Source organism: Erwinia pyrifoliae DSM 12163, from assembly GCF_000026985.1.
In the GTDB taxonomy this organism is placed as follows: Bacteria; Pseudomonadota; Gammaproteobacteria; order Enterobacterales; family Enterobacteriaceae; genus Erwinia; species Erwinia pyrifoliae.
Map to the genome: position 1 here is coordinate 3,841,544 of NC_017390.1, position 19,597 is coordinate 3,861,140.

General features: G+C 52.1%; 12 protein-coding genes and 5 pseudogenes. 8 read left to right on the forward strand and 9 right to left on the reverse strand.

Translation table 11 applies throughout. The features are described from left to right. Positions 1–14 precede the first annotated feature (14 nt). The gene (locus EPYR_RS17560; RefSeq protein ID WP_014539808.1) at positions 15–857 is read left to right on the forward strand and encodes a 23S rRNA (adenine(2030)-N(6))-methyltransferase RlmJ; all 843 of its coding nucleotides are present in this window, start codon (positions 15–17) and stop codon (positions 855–857) included. A 104-nt stretch (positions 858–961) separates the two neighbouring features. Here the strand turns inward: EPYR_RS17560 and rnz are convergent, their stop codons facing one another. The 3 genes and pseudogenes from rnz to EPYR_RS17575 all read right to left on the reverse strand — a co-directional run. Next, positions 962–1,876, reverse strand: a complete 915-nt coding sequence (rnz, locus tag EPYR_RS17565) for a ribonuclease Z (RefSeq protein ID WP_015899152.1) — start codon at positions 1,874–1,876, stop codon at positions 962–964. A gap of 19 nt (positions 1,877–1,895) precedes the next feature. Continuing rightward, positions 1,896–4,946, reverse strand: coding sequence for a type I restriction endonuclease subunit R (locus EPYR_RS17570; RefSeq protein WP_014539810.1), 3,051 nt, complete (start codon positions 4,944–4,946; stop codon positions 1,896–1,898). A 56-nt stretch (positions 4,947–5,002) separates the two neighbouring features. Further along, a pseudogene (locus EPYR_RS17575) lies at positions 5,003–5,776 on the reverse strand (restriction endonuclease subunit S); the annotation flags it as partial. 259 nt (positions 5,777–6,035) lie between these two features. Between EPYR_RS17575 and EPYR_RS17580 the strand changes: the two are divergent. After that, the gene (locus EPYR_RS17580; RefSeq protein ID WP_012666458.1) at positions 6,036–7,076 is read left to right on the forward strand and encodes an IS630 family transposase; all 1,041 of its coding nucleotides are present in this window, start codon (positions 6,036–6,038) and stop codon (positions 7,074–7,076) included. A gap of 361 nt (positions 7,077–7,437) precedes the next feature. Here EPYR_RS17580 and EPYR_RS17590 read toward each other — a convergent pair whose 3' ends face one another. Next, positions 7,438–9,819, reverse strand: a complete 2,382-nt coding sequence (locus EPYR_RS17590; RefSeq protein ID WP_014539812.1) for a type I restriction-modification system subunit M — start codon at positions 9,817–9,819, stop codon at positions 7,438–7,440. A 354-nt stretch (positions 9,820–10,173) separates the two neighbouring features. Here EPYR_RS17590 and gorA point away from each other — a divergent pair, with 354 nt between their 5' ends. From gorA to EPYR_RS20495, 4 genes and pseudogenes are all read left to right on the forward strand, one after another. Further along, positions 10,174–11,529, forward strand: a complete 1,356-nt coding sequence (gorA, locus tag EPYR_RS17595) for a glutathione-disulfide reductase (RefSeq protein ID WP_015899154.1) — start codon at positions 10,174–10,176, stop codon at positions 11,527–11,529. 197 nt (positions 11,530–11,726) lie between these two features. Then, positions 11,727–11,951: pseudogene (locus tag EPYR_RS21250) on the forward strand (MFS transporter); the annotation flags it as partial. A 361-nt stretch (positions 11,952–12,312) separates the two neighbouring features. Then, positions 12,313–13,134 carry an alpha/beta fold hydrolase gene (locus EPYR_RS17605; RefSeq protein WP_014539814.1) on the forward strand — a complete coding sequence of 274 codons (822 nt, stop codon included), beginning with the start codon at positions 12,313–12,315 and terminating at the stop codon, positions 13,132–13,134. 653 nt (positions 13,135–13,787) lie between these two features. Beyond that, on the forward strand, positions 13,788–14,216 hold the full coding sequence (locus tag EPYR_RS20495; RefSeq protein ID WP_148217846.1) for a hypothetical protein: 429 nt from the start codon (positions 13,788–13,790) through the stop codon (positions 14,214–14,216). Here the strand turns inward: EPYR_RS20495 and cybB are convergent. Continuing rightward, positions 14,174–14,698 carry a cytochrome b561 gene (gene cybB / locus EPYR_RS17610; RefSeq protein ID WP_014539816.1) on the reverse strand — a complete coding sequence of 175 codons (525 nt, stop codon included), beginning with the start codon at positions 14,696–14,698 and terminating at the stop codon, positions 14,174–14,176. The genes EPYR_RS20495 and cybB overlap by 43 nt on opposite strands. 146 nt (positions 14,699–14,844) lie before the next feature. Here cybB and symE point away from each other — a divergent pair. Next, a pseudogene (gene symE / locus EPYR_RS21440) lies at positions 14,845–15,177 on the forward strand (endoribonuclease SymE). A gap of 614 nt (positions 15,178–15,791) precedes the next feature. Here the strand turns inward: symE and EPYR_RS17625 are convergent. The 3 genes and pseudogenes from EPYR_RS17625 to EPYR_RS17635 all read right to left on the reverse strand — a co-directional run. Then, on the reverse strand, positions 15,792–16,097 hold the full coding sequence (locus EPYR_RS17625; RefSeq protein WP_015899156.1) for a type II toxin-antitoxin system RelE/ParE family toxin: 306 nt from the start codon (positions 16,095–16,097) through the stop codon (positions 15,792–15,794). After that, on the reverse strand, positions 16,094–16,378 hold the full coding sequence (locus EPYR_RS17630; protein ID WP_014539820.1) for a DNA-damage-inducible protein J: 285 nt from the start codon (positions 16,376–16,378) through the stop codon (positions 16,094–16,096). Before EPYR_RS17630 ends, EPYR_RS17625 begins: the two co-directional genes overlap by 4 nt. Next, positions 16,350–17,054, reverse strand: a pseudogene (locus EPYR_RS17635) (tyrosine-type recombinase/integrase); the annotation flags it as partial. The gene EPYR_RS17630 and the pseudogene EPYR_RS17635, both read right to left, overlap by 29 nt. A gap of 25 nt (positions 17,055–17,079) precedes the next feature. Here EPYR_RS17635 and EPYR_RS17640 point away from each other — a divergent pair. Further along, entirely contained in the window at positions 17,080–17,271 is a 192-nt protein-coding gene (locus tag EPYR_RS17640) for a SymE family type I addiction module toxin (protein ID WP_014539822.1), read from the forward strand. Positions 17,272–18,353: 1,082 nt separating this feature from the next. On the opposite strand, the pseudogene EPYR_RS21650 reads toward EPYR_RS17640, so the two are convergent. Beyond that, a pseudogene (locus tag EPYR_RS21650) lies at positions 18,354–19,592 on the reverse strand (filamentous hemagglutinin N-terminal domain-containing protein); the annotation flags it as partial. Positions 19,593–19,597 lie beyond the last annotated feature (5 nt).

Here is a 19,597-nt window from a genome sequence, read left to right on the forward strand (position 1 = left end):
CAGGATATAGATAAATGCTCAGTTACCGCCACAGTTTTCATGCCGGCAATCACGCCGACGTTCTTAAACACACCGTGCAAAGCCTGATTATCAGCGCGCTGAATGAGAAAGATAAACCTTATCTCTATCTCGACACTCACGCGGGTGCCGGGCGCTATCAGCTGAGCGGTGAGCATGCGGAGCGCACCGGCGAGTATCTGGAAGGCATCGCCCGGATCTGGCAACAGGAAAACTTACCGGAGGAGCTGGCCGCCTATATCGGCGTGGTTAAAAATCTTAACCCCGGCGGTAAACTGCGCTATTACCCGGGGTCGCCACTGATTGCCCGCTTCCTGCTGCGCGAATTCGACAAGCTGCAGCTGACTGAACTGCACTCCAGCGACTTCCCACTGCTGCGCAATGAATTCCTGAAAGACGATCGCGCACGTACCGAACGTGCCGACGGCTATCAGCAGCTGAAATCTAAACTGCCGCCGCCGTCGCGCCGGGGTTTAATCCTGATCGACCCGCCCTATGAGATGAAAAGCGACTATCAGGATGTGGTTAAAGGCATTCAGGAAGGTTATAAGCGCTTCAACACCGGGGTGTTCGCGCTGTGGTATCCGGTGGTTTTGCGCCAGCAAATCAAGCGCATGTGCAACGAGCTGGAGGCCACCGGCATCCGCCGTATTTTGCAGATTGAGCTGGCGGTGCGCCCGGACAGCGATCGGCGCGGCATGACGGCTTCCGGCATGATTGTGATTAATCCGCCGTGGAAGCTGGAACAGCAGATGAAAAACGTGCTGCCGTGGCTGCATAAAATGCTGGTGCCTGCGGGAACCGGCCACACTAAAGTGAACTGGATTGTGCCGGAATAATCGCTGACGGCCAGTGCGGGAGTGCATTACCGACCCCGCACTGGTCGCCGGAACCCCCCGTCAGGGGCTGGCCGCGATGCTTTAGCGCACCCGCCCCGCGTGTTTTACAGGGTAAACAGCGCAAAGTCATGCGCCATCTCGGTGTGCGGAAATACCGCACGACACTCTGCCAGCAGGCGCTCGCAGTCGTGACGCAGATAGCGTGAGCTAAGATGCGTAATGATTAATTTTTTCGCCCCGCTCTGCTGCGCCACCTGTGCCGCCTGCACCGTTGAAGAGTGACCGCGCGCGTTCGCTTTCTCCTCCATCGCCACTTCCAGCGTGGCTTCATGCACCATGACATCAACCCCTGCAGCCAGCTCAACTGCCGCTGCCGTTGGTGCGGTATCGCCAAAAATAGCCAGACTGCGCCCTTTTATCTTGCTGCCGACATAATCCCAGCCGTTGATAATACGCCCGTCAGCCAGCGTCACGCTGCGCCCCTGCTTGAGGTCGTAGAAATAAGGCCCCGTCGGGACGCCGTGCGCCGCCAGCTTTTGGGCAGCAAGCGCGCCGGGTTTGTCGTGCTCGTCAATGCGGTAGCCATAGCACTCTACCGGATGAGTCAACGGGTAAGCGGTAACGCGAAAATGCGCGTCCTGAAACACTTCGCCCGCGCTGATTTCGATAATTTCCAGCGGGAAGTTCAGCCAGGAGCCGCTGAGACTGAGGCTGGTTTCAACGAAGGTTTTTATCCCCGAAGGCCCGTACAGCGTCATCGGTTCAACACAGCCATTCATTGAACGGCTGGTGAGCAGCCCCGGCAGACCAAAGATATGATCGCCGTGCAAATGCGTGATAAAGATCTTTTCGATCCTGCCGGGTTTGATCGGGGTGCGCAGGATCTGATGCTGTGTGCCTTCGCCACAGTCAAACAGCCAGACATTATTACGCACGCCCTGCAAATCCAGCGCGATGCCGGTCACATTACGCTCGCGGCTCGGCGTACCGGCTCCGGTTCCTAAAAACTGCAAATGCATAATCAGCAGGCTCCGTTGATTATTGTGCCGGGGGTTGCGCACCCATTCCGCCGCCCTGGTCGAGCATATGCTGCATGCTTTGGGTCAATGATGCTTTAAATGCCGGGTCATTGGCGTAAAGCTTATAGAGTTCCAGCTCTTCTTTCCGGCGTAGCAGCATAACTTCCTTCAGCATCTTGTCAAAGGCCAACTGCCGGTTGTGCGGATCCGGGTTGTTTTGATACTTGGCGGCAAAGTCCGGGTGGTTGCGCACGCTATTGACCATATTCACAAACTTAATTTTCTGCTCCTCGGGCGTGGCGCGCCACCCATGGAACCAGCGCTCATTGAAGTTGCGAATGATCTCATCCAGCGGATCGGTCTCTCTTTCTGTACCGTACGCACCTCTGGGATTCGGGTTCTGAGGATCGACTTCCGTTTCAGCTGCATCCAGCTTGATGCCATGACCCAGCTTAACCCGCTGTAAGCCGTAGGAGCTTAAATTTACTGACTCCAGTAATTTGTCGAACGCATCTGCGTCCGGGTCTTCTACGATCAGTTTAGGTATCAGGAACTTCAGGAACCAGAACAGTTTTTCCCATGCCACCATTTCATAAGGCATGATCGATGCCATCTGGCCGTAAATCTTCACAAACTGCTTGGCCTTAACTTTAAAATCTATTTTTTGCTCTGGCTCCAGTTCCAGCTCGCTGGCAAAGCGTGCCGCCGCCCGATCTATAACAGGGCTTAACGTTTGTGCATCTTCATTATTGAAATAGCGCGCAACAAAATCTTCGACTTCGTACCACTCATATACGCCCGCATCATCCATCTCATCCTTCAGTTCATGAAGCACGTTGACATCGGTTGCCCGGGACAGCGACGTGGCGGTATAGAAGGGGTTAAATGCCGCCTGCACATCTTCGACAGAGTTAAAGAAATCCAGCACAAACAGGTCTTCGGTTTTTTTACCCAGCCTGGGCGCACTGCGGTTTAAACGCGAGAGCGCCTGTACGCACAGCACGCCGGTTAACTTCTTGTCGACGTACATGGCACATAATTTAGGCTGGTCAAAGCCGGTCAGGTATTTATTGGCCACCACCAGCAGGCGATATTCATCGCTGTCAAATGCCTCTTTGGTATCATTTTCCGCGAAGCCATTAATATCCGCTTCGGTATATTCAATACCATCGACCTCTTTACTGCCGGAGAAGGCAATGAGCACCTTAAATGGGTTGCCCTGCTGTTGCAGAATACGCTGAATCGCCTTGTAGTAGCGAATGGCCACCTCGATATTCTGCGTAACCACCATGCCTTTCGCTTTCCCCTTCAGCTTCTTCGCATTCACAATATGCGGCACAAAGTGTTCAAGCATGATCCCGGCTTTGGTATCAATGGTCTGCTGACTGCGCTCAACGTAAGCGCGCAGTTTCTTTTGCGCTTTCTGGCTATCAAACTCGGGATTATCGGCGATGGACTTTTCGATCTCGTAATAACTGCGAAACGTGGTGTAGTTGGCGAGCACGTCGAGAATAAAGCCCTCTTCAATGGCCTGCTTCATCGAATAGAGATGAAAAGGTTTAAAGGTTCCGTCCTGCTGGCATTGGCCAAATTTTTCCAGGGTGCTGTTTTTCGGCGTGGCGGTAAAGGCCAGGTAGGTGGCATTACCGCGCATTTTACGCGAGTTCATGGCCTGCAGGATTTTATCCTGGGCGTCCTCGGCCTCTTCCACCTGCGCTTTACCCATAGCACGGTTCATATTGTCATGGGCAGAGCCGGATTGGGAGCTGTGCGCTTCGTCAATGATCACCGCAAAACGCTTGTCGCTGAGATCGGCTATGCCGTCAATGATAAAGGGAAATTTCTGGATGGTGGTGATAATGATCTTTTTTCCACTTTCCAGCGCCTGCTTCAGCTCCGAGGATTTATACGCCGGGGCGATGATATTTTTGACCTCAGAAAATTCTTTGATGTTGTCGCGCAGCTGTTTATCCAGCAAACGTCTGTCGGTCACCACGATAACGGAATCGAATAGCGGCTGTTCTAAACTTTTGCCCGCAGCAGCGGCTGCAGAGAGCGGACAGGTTTCAATTAACTGGTAGGCCGCCCAGGTGATCGAATTGGACTTGCCTGAACCGGCCGAGTGTTGGATCAAATAGGTTTGACCAACCCCATAAGTCGCCGCATGGGCGACAAGCTGACGAACCACATCAAGCTGATGATAACGCGGGAAAAACAGCGTGCGTTTTGCTAAAGAATCTTTGCTGCTGCCATCCAGACGAACAAAATGCTGGATGATATTTGCCACGCTATCGCGGGTAAAAATCTCCTGCCACAGATACGCCGTTCGGTGCCCGTTGGGGTTGGGTGGGTTGCCTTGCCCGTGATGGTGGCCTTTATTGAACGGCAGGAAGAAGGTGCTTTTACCCGCCAGCTTTGTCGTCATATAGACTTCATCGGTATCCACCGCCATATGCACCAGGCAGCGGCCAAATGTCAGTAATGCCTGGCTGCTGTCCCGGTCTTCACAGTACTGCTTTTGGCCGTGATAACGCGCAGTCTGCCCGGTCCAGGCATTTTTGAGTTCCAGCGTGGCAAAGGGGATGCCGTTGATAAACAGCACCATATCAATTTCCTGCAGCGGATTGCCCAGGGAATAGCGCACCTGTCTGGTGCAGCTAAACCTGTTTTCTGCAAAGTTTTGTTTTATCTTTTCACCGCTGCTGGCCAGCGGAGCGGGAAACATCAGGTTAAAATGCGCGTCATCGACGCTTAGCCCTTTCTTCAGCAGGTGCAATACGCCGTGCTTTTTAATCAGTCGGTCATAACGCTCAAGCAGCTTGCGTTGCCAGTCAGCCGGATGGTGTTTTTGCAGTTTGGCCAGTTCCGGCGCATGAGTCTGCTGCAGGTACTGCCAGAAGAAGCGCTCGTCAAGGGCATACTGCCTATTGAAATCAGCTGCCGCCCCGGCGAGATACCCTGCTGCTGCGTGCTGCGCTACCACTCCCGCCTTCCGCTCTTCAGCACTGATGCCGACCAAACTCTTTTCAATGGCTGATTCCAGCGCCTGCTCGTTAGTTTGACTGACCATGATGTTATCCGTCCTTATCCAGAATGTGACTGCTTTTTGCCACCGGCGTGATTCACTTATTCCACCATTTCAGGGGTGATTTTTATTTTGCCGGTGACCGCGCTGTTAATTAGCGTGGTTTTGTATTCTTTGAGTTTTTCGATTTGTTGCTCAATCAAATTCATCGCTTCATCTGAAGATGTCAAAAATGACTCGACATAATTAGCTATCGCAGTCTGTTCTTCGAGTGGCGGTATGAAAAGATCAACTCTTGAAAAGTTATCAAAGTTCAAATCCTGACCATCTCTGATAAAGCTTGCCGTTTGCTGTAACGCTGCAATGTAGGAAGGTAATTTCAGTAAGTAGCCATAAAATAAAGGATCAATAGTCTGTAATGCTTTAAGAACCACATAGGAAGAACGGATGCAGCCACAAGACCAGGCTCTTTCAAGACCTCCTTGAAAGCTTCTCATACTGATAACAAAATCATCCTTTTCAACATGCTTCCGTTTATCTAAGTGAAATTGTATTTTTACAACGCGTTTACCGGTTAATGCTTCATATTTTTCTTGTGGTATAACCCCATAGGCTTGGGTTGCCGATAATTGAACATCGTCATTCAAGGCTTTCTCTTTACGTTGAGTAAACAGGAATTTGCTGCGACGGATCTCCCAATGCTCAGGAATCTTCCCAATCCAGCTGACTCCTGAATCTTTCCTCGGCACATTCGCATCAAGCCCTTGCGTTACGGCCTTTTGAATAATGATTTGTTTGCGCTCTTTTAATAAGGAAATTTGTTTTTCTTTGATAGCTATAGCTTCATCTATTTCACTTGTTTTCTTTTCAAGGAAATAAATTATTCTTTCCTGTTCTTTAATATCTGCTGGATAACATATCTGGAAATCTTGAATCAAAGGTAAACGTAAGCTGTCTACAGTAGATTTTGCTGTACCAAGAATTGCTACATTATAAAATTTCACACAAAAATAGTTATAGAGGTATTTACCTAAATAGCTGCGCGGAATAGTAGATCACTTTGAGGGAACTCAGCCCGGATTGTGCGATCTGATCAATCGCCAAATCAAAACAAATCACCAACCGGACTGAGCAATGCCGATCATAGCACCCATTTCCCGTGAAGAACGACGCCTGATGCGAAAAGCTATCCATAAAACGCGCGATAAAAATCATGCCCGCAGGCTGACGGCCATACTGATGTTGCACCGGGGAAACCGTGTCAGCCACGTCGCCAGAACGCTCTGTTGCGCCCGTTCATCCGTCGGGCGCTGGATTAACTGGTTTACGTTGTCCGGTGTTGAAGGTCTGAAATCGTTGCCCGCAGGGCGCTCCCGCCGATGGCCATTTGAGCATATCTGCACTCTGTTACGTGAACTGATAAAGCACTCTCCCGGCGATTTTGGTTATCAGCGTTCACGCTGGAGTACGGAATTGTTGGCTATAAAAATTAAAGACATAACCGGCTGCCGGTTGCATGCAGGAACCGTCCGTCGCTGGTTGCCCGCTGCCGGGCTGGTGTGGCGCAGAGCTGCGCCAACCCTGCGGATCCGTGACCCGCACAAAGATGAAAAGATGGCGGTGATCCGCCAGGCGTTGGACAAATGCAGCGCAGAGCATCCGGTATTTTATGAAGATGAAGTGGATATCCACCTCAATCCAAAAATCGGTGCTGACTGGCAACTGCGCGGGCAGCAAAGACGCGTGGTAACACCGGGTCAAAATGAAAAATATTACCTGGCGGGTGCGCTGCACAGCGGAACGGGCAAAGTCAGTTACGTTGGCGGTAACAGCAAAAGTTCGGTGCTGTTTATCAGCCTGCTTAAGCACCTGAAAGCGAGTTACCGCCGGGCAAAAACGATCACGCTGATTGTCGATAACTATATCATCCACAAAAGCCGTGAAACGCTGAGCTGGCTGAAACAGAATCCAAAGTTCAGGGTGATTTACCAGCCGGTTTACTCGCCGTGGGTCAATCATGTTGAGCGCCTGTGGCAGGCGCTGCACGATACCATTACACGCAATCATCAGTGCCGGTCAATGTGGCAACTGTTGAAAAAAGTACGCCACTTTATGAAAACGGTCAGCCCGTTCCCGGGCGGTAAACACGGACTGGCAAAAGTGGAGCGCTATTAGACGCAGCTATTTAGNTACTTCTCTAAAATCAGAAAATTTGTAGACTCTTTGATGAAAGTCAAATTTCCCCTTCACGTAGTGATAGACTCTCCCAACACCAGCACCATCACCTGCTGTTAAAATAGCTTCCCCATCATAGGTGTATGTATCTATTTTTTCTGGCATTTGTGATCTAACAAAAAATTGATATTTACCATTTTCTTGTTTATCTTCTGTATTTTTATCTCCAGTAGTAATAGAAGCAAGGAATTTAAAACGCTTAGCCTGCCAGTCAGTTGGAATTTTTCCTATCCAATCCACACAAGATTTTTTGCAGAACTCATACTTCGGCAACTCAGCCATATTCACCATTATCGCCCCCTTATCCCTGAATCTTGTCAACTGAAACGCCCAAAATCTGCGCAATCAGGCCTTCAGACTGCTGCTCCAGCTTGATAATGTCCTGCGCCACCTCTTCCAGAGAACGCAACGGCTTAGGGTGATAGAAGTACTTATTAAAGCTGATCTCGTAGCCAATTTTCACCGAGTCCAGATTAATCCAGGCCTCTGCCACATGCGGCTTCACTTCATCGAGGAAATACTGGTAAATACTTTGCTTAAGCGGTACTGATTCCGTATCACGCAGATCTGCACTGCTGTCGTAAATAATATATTCGTCTTTTTTGCCGCTGGGGTAAAAACCAAAATCAGGCAGATCTTCCGCTTCACATTCCAGGCGTGCTAACAGGTCCTGTAGCTTATCGCCGTTCAGCTTCACCGTTTTATTGATGACTCTGGCCGCCGTCTCGTCATACCAGCTTACCGCGTTTACAATCGCGTTCTTCTCAGCCGCAGACAGCTTGATTTTTTCCGCTTTCAGCACCTGTTCAACCTGCGCTTTGAACAGGTTGAAATCGTCAAATTCGCCGCCGCCGAGGGTGGCCATCAGCCGTTCAGCGGTGTGATACACCCTCTGCAACGACAGCCAGTTTTTCACGTCGAGCAGCTTGCTTTTGGCCTTAGTATTCAGACTGATATCGCGCTCTGCGCACCAGGCCAGCGTGGCTTTTTCGACCGAGGCTAAAAAGCCCTTTTCGTAGATTTTGTCACCGTGTTCGCCATACAGCCAGGCCATCACCTCGGCAAGCTGTTTATCAAAGCGCAGCGGCTGAATGGCCTCACGGGTAAAGCGGGCCTTACGCCGGTCTGGGCGCTCGACGGTGACCTTGTAATAGCCAAAGTCATCGTTACTGAATACCTTGCTGGCAATACCCACGGCATCGTGGTTAGCGTCCAGTTTTCTTTCCACCCCGGCACAAGCGAGGTAGGTTTGCGCGATCTCGGCAATATGTTCGGGGGCAAACTCGCAGTTTTTATTGCCGAGGTTCTTGCGCAGTTTGCGATACAGCAGGCTGGCATCAATCAGCTGCACCTTGCCCTGGCGATCCTGCGGTTTGTTATTATTCAGCAGCCAGATATAGGTGGTGATACCGGTGTTATAGAACAGGTTATTGGGCAGCTGCACGATAGCATCCAGCATATCGTTTTCAATCAGGTAACGGCGGATATTACTTTCACCACCGCCGGCATCACCGGTGAAAAGAGAAGATCCGTTGTGCACCGAGGCAATGCGACTGCCCAGCGAGCCGATCGCCGGGTCTTTCATTTTGCTGACCATTTCCATCAGGAACAGCAGCTGTCCGTCACTGGAGCGCGGCGTGGCATCCACCGTCTCTTCTTTGCCCGAGTAGTCCTGCAGCCGGACCTTAAAGCGTGGGTCAATCACATCGCCGCCATCTTTGATGTACTTCTGCTCAGAGGCCCAGCTTTTGCCATAGGGCGGGTTTGACAGCATAAAGTCAAAACGCTCTGCGGCAAATTCATCGGTCGATAGCGTTGAACCCACCCGGATGTTCTCGGGGTTGTTGCCTTTGATCATCATATCTGACTTACAGATAGCATAGGTTTCGTCGTTGATCTCTTTACCGTACAGGTAAATATCACGATTGCTGCTGGGGTATTTTGCTTCGATAAAGTTCTGCGATTCGGTCAGCATACCGCCGCTACCGCAGGCCGGATCGTATACCGTCATCGTTAGCGGCAATTTGTCTTTCACCGGGTCAAATACCAGGTGCGTCATCAGGTCGATCACTTCCCTTGGCGTGAAGTGCTCCCCGGCCTCTTCGTTATTTTCTTCGTTAAATTTACGAATAAGCTCTTCAAAGACGTAGCCCATGCCCAAATTTGACAGGGCTGGCATAGTGTAGCCTTCGGGGTCTTCCACGGCTTTATGCGTCAGGTTGATATAAGGCGAGACGAACTTTTCCACCACATCCAGCAGCACCTGCTTCGACGCCATATGGCGGATTTGTGCCTGCAGGTTAAAGCAGGCGACGATCTCTTTAACGTTGTCACTGAAGCCCAGCAGGTACTCTTCAAAGTTCGCCAACAGGATCTGCTGGTTGTTGGTCGCCGCCTTGAACAGCAAATTTAACGTCCACTTTGAAGTGTTGTAAAACACATAGCCACTGGCCGCCATGAGTGGCGCATCATCCAGTTCAGTTGCCCGTAGTTCTTCTTTCTGAAACTTGACTTCAGCCAGCACGGCCTCTTTGCCCGGCTCTAACAGGGTATCAAGACGACGCAGTACCACCATAGGCAGAATGACGTCACGATATTTACCCCGAACATACACATCACGCAGGCAGTCGTCGGCGATGTTCCAGATAAAAGAAATCAGTTTGTTGTGTACGCTGTGATCCATTTTTTGTCCTGTTGAAAGCGGCCCGACGATGGGTCACCAAAGCCGCTTTTAAACGCTATGCAAATGTTAACCGGCCGGGGCTAAGTCTGTCGAATTGCCGACCGTTAAGTATAATCTTACTTACCAGTATGCCAGGCAGGTTGATTATCCCATACCATTTTCGACGTTTTCTGGTTTAAAGCCTGTTAACGTCGTCAGCAAAGAGCGGGTGTTGTATGCCTGCGAGTCTGGCACAGCGCTCGCTCTGCGCCTCGCTCCTATCACAATCATAGACGCAATCTTTGCGGGTTTTACCCGACAGGCGTTACACTCTCGGGTAGCTGAATTTACTCACTTATGGAACTGGGACACGCGATGACCAAACATTATGACTACCTTGCCATCGGCGGCGGCAGCGGCGGTATCGCCTCCATTAACCGTGCGGCTATGTACGGACAGAAATGTGCGCTGATCGAAGCGAAGGATCTCGGTGGCACCTGCGTTAACGTTGGCTGCGTACCGAAAAAAGTGATGTGGCACGCGGCACAGATTGCCGAGGCCATCCATAACTACGGCCCGGACTATGGCTTTGACACCACCGTCAATCAGTTTAGCTGGAACGTGCTGGTGAAGAACCGTAGCGCCTATATCGACCGCATCCATACCTCGTACGACAACGTGCTGGGTAAAAATAAGGTGGATGTTGTCAAAGGTTTTGCGCGTTTTGTTGATGCGCGCACCGTTGAGGTGAACGGCGAGAAGATCACCGCCGATCACATTCTGATTGCTACCGGCGGCCGTCCAAGCCTGCCAGCCATCCCTGGGGCCGAATACGGTATTAACTCCGACGGTTTCTTTGAGCTGGACGCGTTGCCAAAGCGTACTGCCGTGGTCGGCGCGGGTTATATCGCGGTTGAGATTGCAGGCGTACTGAACGCGCTGGGTTCTGAAACTCACCTGTACGTGCGTAAACACGCGCCGCTGCGCAGCTTCGATCCGCTGATCGTTGACACGCTGGTTGAGGTGATGAACAGCGAAGGCCCAACGCTGCACACCGAATCAACGCCGAAAGCAGTCGTGAAAAACGCCGACGGCAGCCTTACTCTTCAGCTGGAAAACGGCAAAGAGCAGACCGTTGACTGCCTGGTGTGGGCGATTGGCCGCGAACCAATGACCGATAACCTGAACCTGGACGTGACGGGCGTGAAGCTGAACGACAAGGGTTACATCAACGTTGATAAGTATCAAAACACCAACGTAAAGGGCATCTATGCGGTAGGCGATAACACCGGAGCGGTAGAGCTGACCCCGGTAGCGGTTGCTGCCGGACGCCGCCTCTCCGAGCGCCTGTTTAACGACAAGCCGGACGAGCATCTGGACTACAGCAATGTCCCGACCGTGGTATTCAGCCACCCGCCAATTGGCACCGTGGGCCTGAGTGAACCGGAAGCGCGTGAGAAGTTTGGCGACGACCAGCTGAAAGTGTATACATCGTCGTTTACCGCTATGTACACCGCCGTCACACAGCATCGCCAGCCGTGCCGGATGAAGCTGGTGTGCGTGGGTGAAGAAGAGAAAATTGTCGGCATCCACGGCATCGGCTACGGTATGGATGAGATGTTACAGGGCTTCGCGGTGGCGTTGAAAATGGGCGCAACTAAGAAAGACTTCGATAACACGGTGGCGATTCACCCGACCGGGTCGGAAGAGTTTGTTACCATGAGAGGTTAACTTAGAAAAGCCGCCTGCGCACTTTGCGAAGTCTGAAAAACTCCGGTTGAAGCAGGCTGTAGATCTTAGGATCTGCTGTCTGCTTTTTTAAAGATGATGTCGCGTTTCACATAAAAAAGCCTCTTTTTAAGCGCTCATTCATCATATATGACTGAATTTCATTCCTCCAGTTGATGTCAATGACATAGGTACAGATAAGAGCGGGATTCTCTTCATTGCAGACATCAATGATGCATCCGAGCGCCACCTTCGCATTGTTCCTTTCCACTTTGCTCTTACCCGATCATGGCATGACGCCCCGAAATCTGCTCATACTGCTGGCAGTATGTGCAGTCGCTGCATCAGGGTTTCCGCTTATCATTATCATTTTGCAAAAGAAGCTCGCTAAACGTTTACGCCGGTCAAAAATAGCAACCTTTTAATCAGGAACAACCCGTTTATAAGGAGCCTGGATGCGTCAAAACGGCGAAGGGCTGTAGCCTTATGCGATAACCCTTTTTATCTCAATGTCATGCGGAATAACGTATAAAGCAAACGATAGGCCACGAAGGCACATCCGAAAGCTGATAGCCGTATTTGCCACGGCAAGGCGTTTCCCAGATGCGCCGTTCACCGCGAAAGTCCCGGCGTTACGACAGAAAATAACGCGCACGAGAATGTCACCTCCTCTCACTTCGGCCAGCATGATCCGTATTGTCTGATAAAATTGATCGGCAGGTTGTCACATAACAACCCTGTTTTCCATTCACAGACTGACCTGAATTACTCTTTGAGGAGACCACAATGAGCACATTCAAGACCCAGGACGGCACGCAACTCTATTACAAAGATTGGGGCAGCGGTAAGCCAGTCTTGTTCAGCCACGGTTGGCCGTTAGATGCCGATATGTGGGACAGTCAGATGCACTTTCTTGCCGAGCACGGCTACCGCGTTATTGCCTTTGACCGCCGTGGTTTCGGCCGTTCAGATCAGCCGTGGGAAGGGTATAACTATGATACCTTTGCCTCGGATATTAACGATCTGATTACGCATCTGGATCTGCACGAGGTGACGCTGGTCGGCTTCTCCATGGGCGGCGGTGACGTTTCACGCTATATCGGTCGTTATGGCAGCGAACGCGTTAGCGCGCTGGCGCTGCTTGGTGCGGTCACGCCGATCTTTGGGCAAACGGCCGATCACCCTGAAGGGGTAGAAAAGTCGGTGTTTGACGGTATTCGCGCCGGCCTGCGCAAGGACAGGGCGCAGTTTATCAGTGATTTTGCCACGCCTTTCTACGGGATTCATGCCGGACAAACCGTTTCACAAGGTGTGCTGACGCAGACGCTGAATATCGCCCTGCTGGCCTCGCTAAAGGGCACCATCGACTGTGTGACCGCCTTCGCCGAGACCGATTTCCGCGCGGATATGGCTAAAATAGACGTACCCACTCTGGTGATCCACGGTAGCAACGACCAGGTCGTACCGTTCGAAGCTACCGGCAAGCTGTCAGCCAGGATGATTAACAACGCCGAACTAAAGGTGTATGACAATGCACCACACGGCTTTGCGGTGACCCATCAGGACCAGCTCAACCAGGATCTGCTGGCGTTTCTGCAACAGAGGTGAAGGCGCTAAGGCCAAAGATCGTGCCGACTGCCTGTCAGGCAGTCGGGAAGGACGGTTCAGACCGCCCCTTCATCGCAGGCAAAGCGGCTATGCGTGGAAGTTTTCAGCCTGTATGACTTGTGCGTGTCCAAAACGACCAGGTCACTCTTCCTCATCCCTTTACCTGTCCAGCCCAGCAGGTGAAAATCAAATCGTGCGCTCATACCGGGATATTCCTGAGGTGATACGTAATTCAACGTGATGAAATACCCGATTTATTAAAGTTCAGTGCAGAAAAAGGCATACGCAGCGGCCTGCTCTGCTCTGAAATTCTGAGCCGGGAGGCCGCGCGGTGATGATGTACGTAAAGCGTTGGCGATCCGTACTTCACGCCTGGAGAGGCTATCGTCGGAATGCACCGAAGCGCTTTATAACGTCTCGAATTATCTTTGTACCTTATGCACGATCGTTGAATCACAGTACATGCTCAAACGCGAAGAAAACCCACAGCTTTCGAAGTCAGACCTGAAGGTACCTGCCAGCGAGCGTGCAAGATGGAAGAATAAACTGTACCGATCTGACCGACCGCTGAGAACAGGGCTGCTTGATCGCTGCCGTAGCAGCTGATCTTTCATCCTCCCCGCGAGAGGGTAAAATGGGAATATCATGTCACCATGCCCCAGTTGGTCTTCGATGAATTTTTCTTCATCACTTCACCAACAGAGTTACTGGTTGACATGAAGGAACAAAGTCGTAGTGAGGCAGAAGCAATGGCCATTACGGACATCAGACACCGGACAATCGAACTGCCTGGCTATGCACAACAAATGACGCGCCAATTTGCGGATGAATTCCACCCGCTCACCCAGCCTGAGGAAACGTTAACGCGGCGTGGCTATGTCAGGCGCGCGCGAAAAAGCACGTCATTTTTTCCTGAACCGATCTCTTTACGGGCTGGCTACACTGCGCCCCTGTTCCGCTGGGGCGCAAACGTCAGCGGCTTTCCGGCCGCTCCAACTGGCTGCCGGAAAGAGGTTTACAGCCCATTTAGCGATCCGTTTCAGGGCATCATTCTTGTCAGCGTATTGTCACGGAGAAAATAGTGATGAAACAGGGCGGCCAGCGCGTGCAGACCAATAAGCCAGTAACCGAGCGGAGCCAGGGTTTCGTGCCAGCCAATCAGCGTTTCGGCAAGTTCAGGGGCCGGGTTGTCAGACACCGGCATGCTCAGGCCAAACAGCCACCACTCCTTACCACGAAAATAGCGTGAGCAGATGCCAAGCACAGGCAGCACGATAAACAGCGTGTATATGCAGCTATGCACCAGATGTGAAAGCCCCGTTTGCCAGCGCTGCGCCGGCGGCAGTATCTGAGGGGTTTTGTAACGGGTTCGCAGGTACAGGCGCACCGCCATCACCAGCATCACGCAAAATCCAGCGCTGAAGTGAGTAACGATAATCGCGCTTCTCTGCCACGTTCCCTTTTCTGCCAGCCATCTCAGTTCTATGGTTGCATACGCAACGATCAACAGGAATACGGTCACCCAGTGGAAAATAATTTGTGGTGATGAATATTTTTTAAGCATTGTCCTGGTCCATTTAAATACCTTAAATTAACTTTAGCATTGTATTGTTAAATGGATATTAAGACAGCCTGTTCCCCTCAACTGTTCCGGCATAACAGGAATGCCGGGGCTTTTATTCGTCAGAAAAAACGAGGTAGTCATGATGGTTGAACATCATCGTAATTAAGCCAGAAACGCGCACGCGCACAACATCAAGATGGTATACCTGTGGGCTATGTCCGGGATTCGGGCGCCTTTGAACTTTCCCCGCCGTGACGCTGAAAGGCAGCTGGCTGAGGGAGGCGGGATTTGATACCGGCACGGCGGTGAACGTGCGGGTGCTGCCGGACTGTCTGATACTGACGGTTAAGCAGCCCCCGTAGGAGCCGGAGGTGGTGCAGGCGCTGCGCCAGGTATGCGGTAAGCTGTCCGCCCGCAAGCAGCGGCAGATTACTGAGTTTATCCAGGTGATTGCTAAGCCGCAGAAGCGGATGAATTAGGTGTAACTGACTGATTATAAAGTAAAATACTAGCCACAATGGACAGACTCATCGTCCTATATGACGAGGTCAATCCATAAAGGGTTGGGGTTTAAGGTTGTATTACCAATCTAATAAACCTGTCTTACATAAATCGCCATCCCAAGTCTGGCTTTTATTATCTGAACGAGCAAAGAGAAACGACTGCGAGCCGTTNCGGACAGACGCAGCCGGGCGGGCATAACGCCCTGCAGGCGGAGGCCGCAAGGCCGTTTGCTGAAGACGATGAAGAGGCCAGCGCCGCCAGGGAAGGCGGCAACACCCCGCCCTGGAACGCGGGGGCGCAAGACATAATGTGTATTATGCGAAGACGACCCGCTCGCCAGCGGCGGGCCGGGACGGCTGCGCATAATGACCCACGCTACGTTAAACGGCTGGCTGGCCAGCAACTGACCGCAAGAGCGCGCCGCCGTACAACGCTGGCCGGGCGGCCATTGCCCCCCGCGCACGCTGAACCTGAGGGAGGGCAGATCGCGCCAGGGANGGCGCGCTCTGACCAGGCACACAACCCGGCGAACTCACCGGGGTGGAGCTGCTTTACTGACCGTCCGGCTGCTCCGTTGACAAGCTGCTGACTAACACCTCAGGTAGCGACTGCTTATCTTTCTGGATGTGTGCAGTACTCGCAGGATGCGAACCATCTTATTTTCAGCCACATAGATGATAATGAACGGGAAGCGGGCAACCACCAGTTTACGTTGTTTCCCTGTTCTTCCGGCTTTTGTACCTGCCAGCGGATTATCTTTGAGGATACCAACCATGCTGGCGAACTTATCATCTGTCGCGCTGGCCACCGATATGCCAGCCTCCTGATACAGGTAGCGAAAGATGGCTTCCCTGTCTGCCCGCGCCTGTATTTCCCACTGAACGGTTGATGTCACAGTTTTCCCCGCACTGCCTGCGCTTTCAGTTCATCCATATGGGTGTTCATTTCATCATCGCTGATGAAGTCAACTTCACCTCTATCATAGCGACTGAACGCCGCTGTGATCTGTTGTTCCAGCCAGTCTTCATGTTCACTGCCCTGATACTGCCTTTCTTCTGCTGCCAGCTCTTCAGCTCTTTGACGCATAATTTCTGTCAGACTCATCTTCTGGCGTTCTGCTGCCTGCATAGCCAGACGTTTGGTTTCATCATCTATCCTGAAGTGGATTGTACTCATTCTGCATCCCCCCTGCGGCGTTTTTTGTGGTGTCATTTGTGGTGTCATTATGGCTGTTATTTTTGTGGCTGTCAGCTTCACATTCAGCCGGATGCGTACTGGCATGCATCGCCTGTATCCATCTGAGGTCCGCGCCGTTCTCCAGCATCTGCGTCGCCATCGCGTGCCGNAACAGGTGGCAGCTGCCTTTTTCTATCCCAGCCGCCCGCAGATACGGCACCACCGCGTGCGTGATGCCGTTCGCCGTCAGTCCNGCCACGCCGTCCATCGCCACGAACAGCGCCTTACACCCGGCCACCGCCACTATCTCCGGCCTGACCTNATGCAGGTAGTGCCGCAGCCACCACAGCGCCCGTTCACCCACCGGGATAACCCTGTCCTGCTTCCCCTTGCCCTGCACGATGGTCAGTATCCGCCGTGAGAAGTCCGCGCTCCAGGTNTCCAGCCGCGCCACCTCGCCGCGCCGGATGCCCGTTGACCACAGCAGTTCCGGCAGCGTCCGGTCACGCATGCCCTGCAACGTGNTCAGGTCGCACAGGTTTACGATGTCCTCCACCTGCTCNACGCTCAGGATGGTGCGCGGCAGGTGCTTTTCCAGCCGGGGCAGCTCNAGGTCGGCGGCGGGATTGGCCAGGATAAGATTCTGCTTCGCCAGCCAGCGGAACCACACCTGAAGCACAACTCAATCAAGGCGTTATACCGTGGGTTATATCAGGGATCATATTAAGCACCTGCCGTCACCGTCCATTACCCTGAAGGGACACTGGATGGCGGAGCTGGGATTTGATACCGGGCAGAAGATCGAGGTGATCACCGAACCGGGGCAGCTGATTATCCGGCTGGCGGGGGGAGGGGAACTGACTGGCTTAGATAGTAAAATCCCAACCACTTAAGGTTGGGATTGGTGGGTTATTTAGGTGAGTTTTTATCTTTGTGTTCCCGCAGGCAGGTTTTTATCCAAAGGCCTAATCCCAAGATTAGGCCTCCAATATAACCAGATTCAAAATAGGATGAAAAAACATCGTCCCAACTGAATGGGAAAAAACCCTTTTTAAAATAGATAATTGAGGATGCAAGTAGCACTGATATAATATCGAAAAATAAAAATAGTATCAGGCACATGAACATCAATTTTATTAATAAGAAAAAATTACTTTTTATTGTCATTTTTTCCCTTTTCATCCAAATTATCTTTTACAAAATTTCCCGTTTTTTCACTGAGGTAGCTACCACCTATAGCACCTGTTAAATCAGAAACAGCCTCTTCCACAACTTTTGATGTTACGCCTTTTATGATAGTGCCGCCTATCCCACCGGCTACAGTACCTGCTCCAGCGCCAGCCATAGAGTTAACCGGAGCCTCTCCTTTAACCCCACTTCCGATTGCTGCACCACCCACATTGATTCCGACTGACGGAAGGATACCTTTTCCAGTAGTTGCGGCTGAAGTTATCCCGGCCATAATAACGTCAACATAGCTGAATGGATCTTTTCCTGTAAGCTGAACACCAGTATTAACTCCCACACCGATTGCCGCATTAGCAGCCATACCTTTCACTGTAATTCCCAGCACACTGCCACCAAATATCAGCGGCGCATCACCAATACTGGCATTCGATTTATGGTAGCCCCAGGTATTCATTATTTTTTGAGCGCTGGCCATTGCCTCCGAATCTGGATCGCGTTTTATATAATCCTGCCCCGACAGCATGCCTTTCACCAGTTCTTGTGATACAGCCGTGCCGTATTCTTTCTCCATTTCAGCGGCATAGACGCGCAGATAACCCGCCAGTTCGGCGCGTTCCGTGCTGTTCATTTGCGAAGGGTGTTTGGTGAATTTCGACACCAGCGCATCACTGCGCTTATCGGCATTTTCCAGCTGGATCAGCTCATTTGCGGCGGCTAAAGATTTATCGCCCTGTTTGATTTTCTCGATGGCTTTGTCGAGTTTGTCTGAGGATGTGGCCCCCAGATAATTATTCTCCACAGTAAGCTGACCGGCATTGTCCAGGCGGCCCGCACTGTTCAGGCCCGACAGGGCAGACCGATCTGGCTGGGCCTGCAGGGTGATATTGCCCGCTGCATCGGCCGTGCTGGCATTGTCGGTTGCCAGCTGCGTGGCAACCAGACTGATATTGTCCCCCGACGTCAGCTTGCCATTGACCAGTTGCAGGCGCTCACCGCCCTGCAGGGAAATGGCTTCATCGCTGGCCAGGCTACCATTTTTCAAGCTGATGCCATCCCGTGCCGTCACCGTCGCGGAACCGGAAGATTTAACTTCACCGCTCAGATCAATGCTCTGCGCTCTGGCGGTCAGTTCGCCGTTGCTTAGGCTGTTATGCACTGCCAGCCGCCCATTCGCATCCAGCGTAATATCGTTTTGCTTCGCTAACAGATTGCCGAGATTGACCCCAACGCCCTGTTCACTCGACACCAGGTGGATACGGTTGGCATACATGCCGCCCAGCGCACTGGTATCTACCGCCACAGACGGCGCAACCCCTTCTCCGGTAATGGGAGTCACCGAGCCATCCGGGCCGATGCGATTAGCACCCAGCGTCATGGAAAGGTCTTTAGCGTGAATGCCGGCATTCATCGCCGTTGCGCGCGCCACAATCGACACCGCATCCGCATTGCTGCCGTCCAGCCCCTTTCCTTCAACGATCACCAAGCCTTTACTGACTTCCAGCGCCGCGAGGTTGCCGTTCGCATCCAGCTGTGGTTTACCGGTAGTCAGCGTCACGTTAGGCGTGTTGATAAAACCACAGCCGTTACAGGTGATGCCGTACGGGTTCGCTACCATCACGTTGGCGGCTCTGCCCGCCACTTCGGTATACCCCTGCAACTGCGAGCGGTTAGCGCCGACCACTTCGTTGATAATAGCGCGCGCTTCCTGGCTCGCTTTCAGGTTGGGGTTGTTCTGGATCAGGCCCGCAAGCTGGGTCTGATTCAGCTGCCCCGTGGCGTTATTGAGGATCAGCCCTTGCTGGCCGACGTTGTACTGCTGATACTGGTTATGCGAGATGCCAGCCTGATTCGGCGCGGCGATATTGACCACCGGTACACCGTTTCCCGCCGCATCCATCTGCGTACCGGGGGTGACTGGCGTGATTTCGTCTGCCGCCGCCGTTAACAGGGGTTGGAAAGCAATCAGATAGCAAATGAGATAGCTAAACGCGCGGCGGGCAAGGGAAACAGGCTGGCAATCGTTCATCATAA